The organism is Dactylosporangium sp. NPDC050588 (genome assembly GCF_040654975.1).
GTDB lineage: Bacteria > Actinomycetota > Actinomycetes > Mycobacteriales > Micromonosporaceae > Dactylosporangium > Dactylosporangium maewongense.
The window spans coordinates 118,620-131,180 of sequence record NZ_JBFAJA010000007.1 but is presented as its reverse complement, the minus strand read 5'-3'; the positions used below and the strand labels follow the sequence as shown (position 1 = coordinate 131,180).

Below are 12,561 nucleotides of genomic sequence, written 5' to 3'. Positions count from 1 at the left end.
TCCGGTGGGCCTACCGTCGTGGTCTGTGAGCGACAGCGACGTGTTCGTGCTCTACTGCGGTGATCTCAACGGTCCGTGCCCCCGCTGCGGGGACGCGGTTTCACTCCATGTCGCGGAAGCCGTCGACGGCGACGCGGTCATCTGGACCGTCACGTCGCAGTGCGTGGAGTGTCGCTACACCGACGTGATCCAGGACCGTCCGGGAATGTTCGACGCCCTGGACGCGACGATCCGGCAGACCCTCGTCGCCCGGGTCGGGCTCACCCGGGTCCATGCCGATCCGGTCGCGAACCGGCCGCTCCGGCTGCGCGCACTCGCCATGTACCGCAGACACGGGGCAACGATCACCGGCGCGGCGCACGACTACGCCGCCCTCACCGACGCGGGAATCACCGGAACGCCCGCCGAAGCGGCGTTGCTGGCGCGCCGGCTGACCGCCGAAGGCCTGCGAGTGACGCTGCACCACCGATAGGCAGCAGCTGTAGGCGTCGGCCTGCGGCTCATCGCAGGTCGATCTCAACCTGGCGCGCCGTGAGCATGTCCAGCAGATATTCCATGGTGACAGCCGGACCCAGCCTGCGCCGATCGTAGCCGGCGACGAGGTGCGCGCGGGCGACGGCGGAGTCGTGCCACACCAGACGAAACGGTGTCCGCGCGCCGAACTTCCCGCACAGACAGTCGTCGAGGGCATCGAGGTTCCACCCGAAGTATCCACCCGGGCCGTTGATCGCCTCACCGATCGCGCAGTAGAACCCCTCGATGTCGGTCACGAACCGGCCGTCGAGGTCATACGTGGTGCCGGCCGGCCGGTCCGGTGCACCGGACAGGTGGACGAGCGCCAGGCCGGCCCAGTGATGGCGCAGGTCCCGGTCGTAGCCGGCCCACAGGTTCTTCCCGGCGGGCCGTCCGGTGTGCCAACGCTCCAGGATGCCGAGGACGCCCGTCGGCAGCGGCTCCTGCGGATCGCTGTCGACCGTCACGTCGACGAGCCCGGCACCGAACCGTGACGGCCCGCTCGCGACGACCGTTCCGGACACCCCGACACCGATGACCCGGTCGGCCGAGCCGTCGGCGGCAACCACGTGCACCTCGGCGCGGACGCGACGGCGACGCAGCCCTGCCTTGGTCGACTGGCCGAGCGCACCGAGCGCGGTCAGCAGCGGAGGTTCCGGCCGGCAGCCGAGCAGCCGGATCTGCGGCACGGGTGGTGCGGCCTGATCGCGGAACACGCCGGTGACGTCCCGGCATGTGCCGTAGGGCTCCTCGTCCGGACCCTGGACCACGAACTCGGTCACCTCGCCCGGACGCACCACGGCGTCAGTGCGGTCGTAGACCTGGACGAAGCCGCTGAGATCGATGTCCACGGCTCCCGGCACGGCGAGGCTCGGCCGTCGCGCGAGCACGACGACGTCGCCGAGGTCCTCGCCCCACCATGGCGGCGACGTGCCCGGCGGCGGCAGCGGCACCGCGATGTGGACGTCGCCCAGCCAGGCCTGGTCCGTGCCGAACGCCGCGGCGGGAAGCCGATCGAGGAGGTCGGCGAGCGCGCCGCCCGGGGCGCAGCCGACGAGCGTGAACCCCTCGCGGGGCCGGGGCGGCAGATCCACGAACAGTCCGTCGATCTCCGCGCACAGCGCCAGCGGGATGTCGTCCTCGTAGGTGTCCTCGAAGCCGACGTCACCGAGGAGCAGCCAGCGCGGGCCGACCGGATGCTCCCACGTCCACCGCCGCCGCTCGGCCGGCAGGGCCGCCTCGGGACCGGCACCCATCGTCATGCCGAGACCCTATCCCGCCGGAGACGCCACGACGGGGCGCGTTCTTGGACGGTTGAGCATGGCCCACGCGACCTCAACCGCATCCGCCGGCGCGACGTGCGGGGCAGGCCCGTACCCCACGCCGGGGTACGGGCCCGTGCTCGAAGGGTGTTACGGGCCGGTGCAGAAGCCGACGTCGTTCGTCGTCTGGCCGGGTTGGAGGATCTTGTTCCAGGGGTTGGCGGGGTCGGCGTGGGCGTTGACGGCGGTCGCGCCCTGCTGGGTCAAAACCATGTTCCAGGTCTGGCTGATGTGCTGGCCGGCCGGGATCGCGAAGGTCGCGAACCACTCCTTCGCCGCGCCGGTGTTGTTGGTGACGTAGACGTCGGCGCAGTAGCCGCCCTGGCTGACCGGGCGGACGCCCGGCGGACGGACGACGACCGTGGTGGGCAGCGTGGACTGCTCACCGCAGTACATCGTCAGGTCCAGGTTCGTCACCGGCGGCAGGTTCGCCGACACCTGCTTGGCGGGCGACTCCACGAACGTCTGCGAGCTGCCGGGCGCGGTGCACCCCGCCTTCGTCACCCGCACCTTGTACCAGCCGGGCGAGACGTCCCACCGGTAGAAGCCGTAGCCGTTGGTGAGCGACGGGTTCGCCCGGTTGCGCGGCGACATGATCGTGGTGCTGCCGTTGGGGACGGCGGTGTAGGTGCCGGTCTGGGTCGCCGAGCGGTACAGGGTCACCGTCGCCCCGCTGATCGGCGCACCGGCCGTGTTGGACACCTTCCCGCTCGGGTCGATGAAGAGGTTGCCGGTGCTGGTGAACGTGACGCCGTTGCAGACGATCGTGATGATGACCTGCGCCTCGTCGTGCAGGACGTAGCCGGCGGCCGGGTTGCGCAGCGGGCCGACGCCGGTCGCCGTGTAGTTGCCGGACCCGACGTGGGTGAGGGTGCCGTTGAGCCGGAACCCTTCCGTCGGCGGGGTCGTGTTGTAGTTGCGCCCGACGATCGTCCAGGTGGCGCTCGTGGCCGGGGTGCAGCCGGTCGCGTTGATGGTGAACACGTCGTCCCAGTGCACGAGCGGCGTGCCGTCCGGCGTGGCCCGGCCGCCGGTGTTGATGCCGCCGCTGACCGCGACCGGGTTCACGCTGAACTTGGTCGTGGCGAGCGTCGAGGTCTGCGGCAGGTTCCAGATCTCGAAGCCGGCCTGCACCGAGGTGACCCACCACTTCGGCTCCAGGCAGATCGTCTGCTCGGGGGTGATCGGCGAGCCGGGGTCGGTGGAGCAGTAGATGCCCATGTCGTCGAGGCTCGCGGCGTACTTGGTGAAGATGTGGCTGTCGAAGCCGCCGTTGGCCGGGACGGTGCCGGGCACGGCCGGGTCACCGACGAGCCCGGTGCCCTTGGTACGGGCGACGAACGAGATGACGTTCCACCGCACGCCGTTGTCGAAGCTGCGGACGCGGCCGCCCCACACGTCGAACGTGGTGTCGGTCGCGGCGCCGTTCACCGTGGTGCGGATGCCGGGGATCTTCACGTCGACGAGGAGCGGCATGCCGGCGGGCTGGATCTTGCCGGCGTGGGCGGCGTACGCCGTCGGGTTCTGCGCGTCGCCGGGCTGGGCGTTCACGTAGCCCTGGTTGTTCACCCAGATCATGATCTCGGCGCCGTCGTTCTGGCCCGGGTTGTTCAGCAGCTGCGGGTTCGTCGGCAGCGTGCTGCCCTGCGTCGCGCAGGTGCTCGGCTGCGGGCGGCAGTTGGAGTCGAACCAGATGTCGTAGGACGCGTCCCAGGCCTCGTTGCCGCCGGGGGTCGCCGGGACGGTGATGTTCCAGACCGAGTCCATCCGGGCCACGCCGGCGGTCTGCTTCGGGAACGGCGCACCGGCCGGGGTCGTGCCCGACGGCGAGCAGGTGCCCCAGTGGCAGCCGGAGATGATGCTCGGGTACGCGGCCGGCGCGTGGATCTGGTGGCTGAACTCGTTGGCGGTGCCGGTGGTGTGGTTGACGCCGTCGTTCGGTGGCTGCTGCGCCACGAACGGCGCGGTGCCGCCGGTCGTCGCGTACTGGTCGCGCACGCCGGAGTTGGGGTTGACCCACGGGTCGCCGGTGCCGGCCCAGTCGCAGTTCGGGTCGAGTGGGTCGGTCCCGTTGGTGCAGGCCGGGCCGGTGTTCGGGTCGGTGCCGAAGTACGAGTTGGCGGTGTAGTTGGTGACCGAGAACCCGGTGGTGGCGGTGTCGTAGTTCATCGTGAACCCGCCGCTGACGGCCGGGTTCCACAGGTTCGTCGCCACCTGGTACTGGCCCTCGGGGGCGGTGACCTGGGCGCTGAGGTAGCGGGTGCCGCCGCCGTTGTACGTGGCGGCGGGGGTGAAGGTGGACGGTGCGGCGTGCGCGGCCGCGGCGGGCAGCAGGGCGGCGACCAGCCCGGCCACCGCCACGAGTGCTCGACGCTTTCCGGTTCCCACGTGCATGCGATGCCTCCAGTATGTGGATGTGCATCTATTGGTTCAGCGGCGGCGTTTGTACCGCGAGGTGAACCGGCGATACGGCCGGCGCTACGGGCCGCGATACGGCCGCGCGCTGTATCGGTTTTTGTATCGGCCGCGCACGCATCGACGGTGTTAGCGTCGGGCAGCTCCCCCGTTCCCGCTGAAAGGTGTTGCCGGTCATGCCGCTGCGTGAACCGACGTTCCTGATCCTGGCCGCGCTGGCGGGCGAGCCGCAGCACGGGTACGGCGTCCTGGAGGACGTGCGGCGCATCTCCGAGGACCGGGTCCGCCTGCAGCCCGGCACCCTGTACGGCATCCTCGACCGGCTCCGCGGCGACGGGCTCATCGAGGTGGACCACGAGGAGGTCGTCGCCTCGCGGCTGCGGCGCTACTACCGGCTCACCACGCCGGGGCTCGACCTGCTCAGCGCCGAGACCGACCGCCTGCACCGCAACGCCGCCGCGGCCGACCGCCGGCTGCGGGCCCGCCTGGCGGTGAGCGCGCGATGACCGAGCTCGTGGCTGCGGAGCTGGTCCGGTTCGACTTCGCCGGCGAGGGGGCCGGCGAAGACGAGCTGTCGTGGGGGCAGCAGGAGATCTGGCTGGCGATGCAGCGGCAGCGCAGCTGGATCCCGATCGGCGGGCCGAGCACCCTGCGGCCCGGCACCACCCTCGACGACATCGTGGACGACCTGCGGTACACGATCGGGCGGTACCAGACGATGCGCACCCGGCTGCGCTTCTTGCCCGACGGGGCGGTGCGGCAGGAGGTGTCGGCGTCCGGATCCTTCACGATCGAGGTGTTCGACGCGCCCGACGCCTCGGACCCGCTGGAGTTCGCCGGCGCCGTCTTCGACTGGTTCCGGGCCTGGGACTACGACTACGTCAAGGACTGGCCGCTGCGGGTCGGCGTCGTGCGGCACCGCGGCGCGCTCACCCACCAGGTCTCCGTCGTCACGCATCTTGTCACCGACGCGCTCGGCGGGGTCGTCATGATGGACGAGGTGACCCGGCGGGAGCCCGCCCCGGTCGCCGGCATGCAGCCCCTCGAGCAGGTGCGGCGACAGCGCTCCCCCGCCGGCCGCCGGCAGAACGAGGCGGCACTGCGGTACTGGCGGCGGACCCTGCTGACCGTGCCCGCCCGTACCGTGCCGGAGTCCGCCAACAGGTGCGAGCCACGCTACCGCGAGGGGCTGCTGCACTCCCCCGCACTCCGGCTGGCGCTGGGCACCCTGGCCGACCGGCACGGCGTGGACTCGGCGACCGTGCTCCTGGCGGTGTTCGCTGCGGCGACCGCCCGCGTCACCGGCGTCGACCCGGTCGTGATCCGCCCGATCGTCGGCAACCGCTTCTGGCCCGGCCTCGCCGACGTGGTGTGCCCCGTCAACCAGGCCGGCCTGCTCGTCGTCGACGCGCTCGGCGTCGCGTTCCCCACGCTGCTGGACCGGGTCCGTGGCGCGGTCCTGTCGACCTACAAGTACGCCAGCTTCGACCCCTTGCAGCTCGCAGCCGCCGTCGCCGGCGTGGAGCGGGAGCGCGGCACCGCCATCGACCTGTCGGTGCTCTTCAACGACCGCCGCACCGGCGACCGCTCCTCACCGCCCGCCGCGGTGACCCTGCCGCAGATGGCGTCCGCGCTGGCCGCGACCCGCTTCGACTGGCCGGTCGCCCGCGACGACCCGCACGAGCCGCTCATGGTGAACGTCGAGGACACCGCTGACGCCCTGCTGGTGCGGATCGTCTTCGACACCCACCACCTCGCCCCGGCCCTCGCGGAGTCCTGGGTCCGCGCCATGCAGACCATCGCCGTCGCCGCCGCCGTCTAGCTCGCGGCGGCATCGTTGGTGCGCGCGATCGTGGCTGGGGTGTGGCCTGAGCGTTGTCGATCGCTGGGATTCTGGGCGGATGAACAGACGGGGGCAAGTGCTGGTCGTCCTGCTCGGCGGCGTGCTGCTGTCGGGGCTGCTGTGGTCGTGCACGTCCGGGACCGCCGGGCAGCACGCGGACGAGCTCGGCGAGGTGACCGCGGTCCTGGACTCGGCGCCGGGGACCGTGGTGGTCCACGTGCTGCGGCGCGAGCGCACGACCGCGTGGCGGGTCGACGACTCCGGTGCGGCCGTCGAGTGGATCGAGGGCGGGGTCGCCGCCGGCACGCCACAGGCCCGGCAATGCCAGCAGGACCTCTGCTACCGGGTGCCGGGTGACGCGCTGCGGGTCGAGCAGAGCACCGACGGCGGCACCAGGTTCGGCACGGTGTGGGAGGTGAGCGGCGACGCGCACACCAGACTCGCCGCGAAGTATCCGCGGCTCGGCGACCCGGCCCAGCACCTGTCGTCGCGGTCGCTGGTCGTGCACGCCGTGCCGGGCGGGCACGTGGTCTTCGTCGCCGACGGGCGCGACGGGCTGCTCTACCGGGACGTGCGGGGCGCGTGGCACCGGCTCGGCTCGCCCGACTCCGGCGAGGGCTGCTGCTACTACGAGCCGCCACCGTCGCTCGCCGCCCCGTCGCTCACCGGCCTGCCGCTGCTGGCCGGCGCCGGCGCGGCCGCGGTCATCCTCCTGCTCGGCCTGGTGCCGATGGCACGCAAGCGGGCCTGGCGGGCGCTGCCGGTCGTGGCCGCGGTCGCGGCGCTGGGCGGCCTCAACGCGGGCATCGCCGCGACCCTGCAGGAGGTCGGCATGTTCCCCGGCCTGATGTACTCGGTGCCGCTGATCCTCGCCGTCACGGCCGGCGGCGGCATCTTCGCCCACCGGCTCGCCACCACCGACGGCGCCCCGCTCCGCCGCCGGGCCGGCGCTGAACAAGCTGCACAACCGGACGACGCGGCGTCACCGGTAGACGGATGCGATCCCCAGTCGTGAAGATCAGCAGGCGGCGGCGGGCGCGGCTGCTCGTCGTGGGCGGCGCCGTGCTGTTCTGCGGCCTGCCCGTCCTCGCCGTGCGGCTGGCCGTGTCCGTCAAGGTGAAAGCCGACGGTCCGTGTATCGCGACCGACGTGCCGTTCTAGGCTGCGGACAGTGACCTACGACCTGTACTTCTGGCCCGCCGGCGCCGCGAAGAACGCGCGGCGGCTCGCCGACCGGCTCGCGGAGGGCAGGCCCGGGCGGCTCAAGCCCGACCCGCGGGTCCTGCGGTTCCGCGCCGAGCTGCTGCGCCGGTGGCCGGAGCTGGCGAGCAGGATCGAGCCGTGGCACACCGACGTCGACGCGCCGCGGTGGTCCGGGCCGACCGACGAGGCCCACCGTTACGTGGTCCTGACCCTCGCGTTCGGCTGGCCGGCGACCGACGCGCTGCCAACGCTCGCCGGCGCGTACGGCCTCGACTGCTACGACCCGCAATGCGACGCACTGATACCGGCCCCGCCGGACGGGCCGGCGCCGGACGCCGTGGACGACGTCGGGTGTGTCGCGGGGTCGGCGGACGAGGACCACCTGGCGCGGCTGTTGCACGAGATCAGCCTGCTCATCGGGTACCGCTACGACGATCTCGACGCGGCGGCGCTGCACACGGCGCTGGACGGCTTCGAGTACCCCCTTGCGGGCTCGCCGCCGCTGCTGGTCCGGCTGGCGCAGCCCCCGGGCAGCCCGACCGTCGCCGTCCGCGTCGAAGGTGCGATGGACCTCGTCCTGGGCGCGCGTCTCACGTCGCTGCTGGAGCTGGCGGAGCACCACCCGAACCACCTGCGCCGCCCATGAAAAGCCGGGCCCGGCCGCACGCGGCGACCGGGCCCGACAAGGGTTCAGTACAGGATCAGGACAGGTCGAAGCGGTCCAGCTCCATGACCTTCGTCCAGGCCGCGACGAAGTCGGTGACGAACTTGTCGCGGGCGTCGGCGCTGGCGTAGACCTCGGCGAGGGCGCGCAGCTGCGAGTTGGAGCCGAAGATGAGGTCGACCGCGGTGGCGGTCCACTTCACGTCGCCGGTCGTCACGTCCTGGATCTCGTAGACGTGCTCCTGCGACTCCGACGCCTTCCACTTGGTGCCCGGGGAAAGCAGGTTGGTGAAGTAGTCGTTGGTGAGCACGCCGGGGCGGTCGGTGAGGACACCGTGCGCGGCACCGCCGACGTTGTTGCCCAGCGCCCGCAGGCCGCCGACGAGGACGGTCATCTCGGGTGCGGTGAGGTCCAGCATGTACGCGCGGTCGACGAGCAGGATCTCCGGCTGGGTCTTCTCGCCGGGGCGCAGGTAGTTGCGGAAGCCGTCGGCGCGGGGCTCCAGGACGCGGAACGACTCGACGTCGGTCTCCTCCTGGCTCGCGTCGGTGCGGCCCGCCCGGAACGGCACGGTCACCTCGACGCCCGCGTCGCGGGCCGCCTTCTCCACCGCGGCCGAGCCGGCCAGCACGATGAGGTCGGCGAGGGAGATCTGCGCGCCGCCCGCGGCGTTGAACTCCTGCTGGATGCCCTCGAGCTTGCCGAGCACCTCGGCGAGCTGCGCCGGCTGGTTGACCTCCCAGCTGCGCTGCGGCTCCAGGCGGATGCGGGCGCCGTTGGCACCGCCGCGCTTGTCGGTGGAGCGGAAGCTCGCCGCCGACGCCCACGCGGTGGAGACCAGCTGCGCGACGCTGAGGCCGGAGTCCAGGACCTTCGCCTTGAGCGCGGCGACGTCGGCGTCGCCGACGAGCTGGCCCGAGACGGCCGGGACCGGGTCCTGCCACAGCTGCGGCTCGGCGACCCACGGGCCGAGGAAGCGGCTGACCGGACCCATGTCGCGGTGCAGCAGCTTGTACCAGGCCTTGGCGAACGCGAGCGCGAACTCGTCGGGGTTCTCGAGGAAGCGGCGCGAGATCTTCTCGTACACCGGATCCACCCGCAGCGAGAGGTCTGTGGTGAGCATCGTGGGCTTGTGCTTCTTGGACGGGTCGTGCGCGTCCGGGATGATCGCCTCGGCGTCCTTGGCGACCCACTGCTTGGCGCCGGCGGGGCTCGTGGTGAGCTCCCACTCGTAGCCGAACAGGATCTCGAAGAAGCGGTTGCTCCACTCGGTGGGCTTGTCGGTCCAGGTGACCTCGAGACCGCTGGTGATCGTGTCACCGGCCTTGCCGCTGCCGTGCGTGCTCAGCCAGCCGAGGCCCTGCGACTCCAGCGGGGCGCCCTCGGGCTCCGGGCCCACGTGCTCGTCGGCGTTGCCGGCGCCGTGCGCCTTGCCGAAGGTGTGGCCGCCGGCGATGAGAGCGACGGTCTCCTCGTCGTTCATGGCCATCCGGGCGAACGTCTCCCGGATGAAGTACGCCGCGTTCAGCGGGTCGGCGTTGCCGCGGGGACCCTGCGGGTTGACGTAGATGAGGCCCATCTCGGCCGCGCCGACCTCGGAGGCCATCTCGGCCTCGCCGACGTAGCGCTCGTCGCCGAGCCAGGTGTCCTCGGGGCCCCAGAAGATCTCCTCGGGCTCCCAGACGTCCGCGCGGCCGAAGCCGAAGCCGAAGGTCTTGAAGCCCATCGACTCCAGGGCCACGTTGCCGGCGAGCACGAGCAGGTCGGCCCACGAGATCTTCTGGCCGTACTTGGCCTTCACCGGCCACAGCAGCCGGCGGGCCTTGTCGAGGTTGGCGTTGTCGGGCCAGCTGTTGAGCGGGGCGAAGCGCTGCCCGCCGTCGCCGGCGCCGCCGCGGCCGTCGTGGATCCGGTACGTGCCGGCGGCGTGCCAGCTCATCCGGATCATGAGGCCGCCGTAGTGCCCGAAGTCGGCCGGCCACCAGTCCTGCGACGTGGTCAGCACCTCGGTGATGTCGCGCTTGAGGGCCTCGACGTCGAGCTTCTGGAACTCCTTGGCGTATTCGAAGTCCGCCCCGAGCGGGTTGCCCTTGGACGAGTGGGCGTGCAGCACGGAAAGGTCGAGCTGGTTGGGCCACCAGTCGCGGTTCGTGCGCGGACGTCCACCGGTCTTCGGGGTCGGCGAGTCGATCGCCGGGTTTTCGCTCTCGCTGCCGTGCGCGACTGGGCAGCCGCCTGCCGTGGCCTGGGTGTCGCTCATGGTCTTCCTTCCGTCTTTCGTCCGAACGGACCGAATCATTTCGAAGCGCAGTCGGGGCAGGTGCCCCAATACACGACTTCCGCCTCGTCGACCACGTAGCCGTGGTCGTCCGAGGCGGTGAGACAAGGAACGTGGCCGGCGGCGCAGTCGACATCGGCGATCGCGCCACACGAACGGCACACGACGTGGTGGTGGTTGTCCGCCACCCGGGACTCGTAGCGGGCGGTGCTGCCGGCCGGCTCGATGCGCCGCACCAGACCGGCGTCGGTGAGCGCCCGCAGAACATCGTAGACCGCCTGGTGGGAGACCATGGGATGTTCGGCGCGCACGAGGGTGATCACCGTGTCCGTGTCGACGTGCCGGTGCTCGTGCAGGGCGGCGAGGACCGCCAGCCGCGGCTTCGTCACCCGCAACGAGGCCGCCCGCAACTGCGCCTCGAAGTCGAACGTCACACGATCAACATAGACCACTAGTCTGGAACAGTTCAAGTTTTCACCGGGCGTGTTCCTGCGCTTCATCCTGTCGGATGAGACGCCGCGGAGCCCGCGGACGCGCCGTCCGGTCATCCCGCGAGAATGGCGCGGCCGGCCCGCTGATCGGCGGCCTCATCACCAGCCTGTTCAGCTGGCGGGCGTCGTTCCTGCTGCAGGTCCTCGGCATAGCGTGGATCATCGTGCTGATCCGCCGGCTGCCCGCCCCCGCCCGCAGCGCGCCCGGCGCCGTCCTTCGACGTGACGGGCGCGCTGCTGGCCGCCGCCGGCCTGCTGCTCGTGGTGCTCGGCGTGCTGCTGTCCACCACGTACGGCTCGGGCGCCGCACGGTCGGACGTCGCCGGCATGACCACCCTGCTCGCCCTGGCCTCCACCGGTACGGGCGCCTGGCGCACCGTCCCCGGCCTGCCACGTCAGCCCGGCAGCCGCGCACCGGCCGGCAGCCACTCCTGATCGAGCTCGAACACGATGTGGAAGCCGTCCTCGTGGTCGGCAGGGCCGAGCGTCTCGCAAGGGGCCATCGGTGTGCCGTCGACGAACTGCTGCCGGTACGCGATGCCGCCGACCCACTGGTGGGCCGTCACCCACAGGCTGAACGCCGCCGCGACCCTGACCCCGCGCAGCCGCGGCTGCCAGGGCATCGGGCCGGTGACGAGGTCCTCGGGGTCGGGTCGCGGGTCGTCCGGACCACCTGTCACCGTGAAGCGCAGCGGCCCCTCGACGTCGACCCGGAGCCCGTCGCGCCGGATGACGTCCAGCAGCGTGCCGAGCAGGCGAGGATCGGAACGCTCCCGGCCCAGGTACATCCGCGGGGCGCGGCGCAGCTGCCGGGTGGCGTCGAGGACCACGATCGTCCCCGACGCGTAGATCGGCCGGCCGCGATCGTCGAGCACCTTCGGGACGTGCACCTCGCGCCAGCGGTCGCGGTCGTGCGGGAGGCCCGCAGCGGCGAACACGCCACGCCGGCTCGGCTCCCACACGTCGTCACGCGCCGTCAGCGCCCGCACGAAGCAGTCCTGCTCGGCCGACGCCGTGCCGTCGTCGGCGAGGCCCGAGGGGAACGCGACGCGGAGGTACGGCCCGAACGACGCGTCCCGCAGCTCGACGGCGGCCACCGCGGCGTTCAACAGCCGCCGGAAGTCGGTGACCCGCTCGCAGACGGTGGCGATGAGCTGGTCGCGGGACCGTCCGGCGAACTGCGACAGGAACATCATCCTGTACCGGGGCGCGACGAACGGCTCCTCGAAGGCGTGGTCGAACGCGCGAGGGTGACCGGCGGCCCGCACCAGCACCGACAGGGCGGTCTCGTCGGCGGCGAGAGCGGGCGCCAGGGCGGCACAGGTCCGCACGCCCAGCCTCGGGTCGTCGAGCCAGGCCCGGGGCGCGACGCCGAGCTCACCGAGCCCGACCATGTAGCTGGCGCACATGAGCCGGTCCTCGGTGTCCAATGCGGCGGCCTCGTGGTGGGCGATGACCTCGTCGCGGCGGTCGCCGAGAGCGGGGTGCCGGACGAGCATCGCCGCCGCGGAAGCTGCCGCCACCCTCGCACGCCGGGGCCAGCCGGTGGGGATGGGCCACAGGGCGGCGAACACCTCGGGGAGGAGGTCGAAGCGGGCGTCGACGCGGGCGACCTCGCGCAGCAGGAACAGCATGCCCGTGCGTTTGCTCTCGTCGCCGGCGCCGAACCCCGGGTCGTGCACCGCCGTCAGGAGATACCGGACGATCGGCGCGGTTTCGGAGGTGAGCCGCTCGCCGTGGAACGCGCGCCGCCACACGAGGCAGTAGGCCTCTTCGTCGGTGCCATGCAACGCGGCGAGCAGTGCGGCGAGTTCCACCGGGTCATTGTGCGG

12 protein-coding genes are annotated in these 12,561 nt (G+C 72.0%); 7 read left to right on the top strand and 5 right to left on the bottom strand.

What is annotated here, in order from left to right:
- Window positions 1-25: 25 nt before the first annotated feature.
- Window positions 26-472: a hypothetical protein gene (locus AB0I21_RS06600; protein WP_360559419.1), complete on the top strand. Its 447-nt coding sequence runs from the start codon at window positions 26-28 to the stop codon at window positions 470-472.
- 28 nt (window positions 473-500) lie between these two features.
- Here the strand turns inward: AB0I21_RS06600 and AB0I21_RS06595 are convergent, their stop codons facing one another.
- Window positions 501-1,775, bottom strand: a complete 1,275-nt coding sequence (locus AB0I21_RS06595; protein WP_360559418.1) for a barstar family protein — start codon at window positions 1,773-1,775, stop codon at window positions 501-503.
- A 150-nt stretch (window positions 1,776-1,925) separates the two neighbouring features.
- Window positions 1,926-4,229, bottom strand: a complete 2,304-nt coding sequence (locus AB0I21_RS06590; protein ID WP_360559417.1) for a cellulose binding domain-containing protein — start codon at window positions 4,227-4,229, stop codon at window positions 1,926-1,928.
- 197 nt (window positions 4,230-4,426) lie between these two features.
- Here AB0I21_RS06590 and AB0I21_RS06585 point away from each other — a divergent pair, with 197 nt between their 5' ends.
- The 5 genes from AB0I21_RS06585 (at window position 4,427) to AB0I21_RS06565 (ending at window position 7,942) form a co-directional block, all read left to right on the top strand.
- A complete protein-coding gene (locus tag AB0I21_RS06585; protein WP_360559416.1) occupies window positions 4,427-4,756 on the top strand; it encodes a helix-turn-helix transcriptional regulator in 330 nt (109 codons plus the stop codon).
- Window positions 4,753-6,072, top strand: a complete 1,320-nt coding sequence (locus AB0I21_RS06580) for a condensation domain-containing protein (protein WP_360559415.1) — start codon at window positions 4,753-4,755, stop codon at window positions 6,070-6,072. The genes AB0I21_RS06585 and AB0I21_RS06580 overlap by 4 nt, the downstream gene beginning before the upstream one ends.
- A gap of 79 nt (window positions 6,073-6,151) precedes the next feature.
- Window positions 6,152-7,108, top strand: coding sequence for a hypothetical protein (locus tag AB0I21_RS06575; protein WP_360559414.1), 957 nt, complete (start codon window positions 6,152-6,154; stop codon window positions 7,106-7,108).
- Window positions 7,105-7,254 (top strand): hypothetical protein, encoded by a 150-nt coding sequence (locus tag AB0I21_RS06570; protein ID WP_360559413.1) that lies wholly within the window; start codon window positions 7,105-7,107, stop codon window positions 7,252-7,254. The genes AB0I21_RS06575 and AB0I21_RS06570 overlap by 4 nt, the downstream gene beginning before the upstream one ends.
- A 10-nt stretch (window positions 7,255-7,264) precedes the next feature.
- Window positions 7,265-7,942 (top strand): hypothetical protein, encoded by a 678-nt coding sequence (locus AB0I21_RS06565; protein ID WP_360559412.1) that lies wholly within the window; start codon window positions 7,265-7,267, stop codon window positions 7,940-7,942.
- A 55-nt stretch (window positions 7,943-7,997) separates the two neighbouring features.
- On the opposite strand, the gene katG is transcribed toward AB0I21_RS06565, so the two are convergent.
- Window positions 7,998-10,220, bottom strand: a complete 2,223-nt coding sequence (gene katG / locus AB0I21_RS06560) for a catalase/peroxidase HPI (protein WP_360559411.1) — start codon at window positions 10,218-10,220, stop codon at window positions 7,998-8,000.
- Between the two features lie 35 nt (window positions 10,221-10,255).
- Window positions 10,256-10,672 carry a Fur family transcriptional regulator gene (locus AB0I21_RS06555; protein WP_360559461.1) on the bottom strand — a complete coding sequence of 139 codons (417 nt, stop codon included), beginning with the start codon at window positions 10,670-10,672 and terminating at the stop codon, window positions 10,256-10,258.
- Between the two features lie 279 nt (window positions 10,673-10,951).
- Here AB0I21_RS06555 and AB0I21_RS06550 point away from each other — a divergent pair, with 279 nt between their 5' ends.
- Entirely contained in the window at window positions 10,952-11,164 is a 213-nt protein-coding gene (locus AB0I21_RS06550) for a hypothetical protein (protein WP_360559410.1), read from the top strand.
- Here AB0I21_RS06550 and AB0I21_RS06545 read toward each other — a convergent pair.
- Window positions 11,125-12,546, bottom strand: a complete 1,422-nt coding sequence (locus AB0I21_RS06545; protein WP_360559409.1) for a hypothetical protein — start codon at window positions 12,544-12,546, stop codon at window positions 11,125-11,127. The two genes, AB0I21_RS06550 and AB0I21_RS06545, sit on opposite strands and share 40 nt — an antisense overlap.
- Window positions 12,547-12,561: the final 15 nt, after the last annotated feature.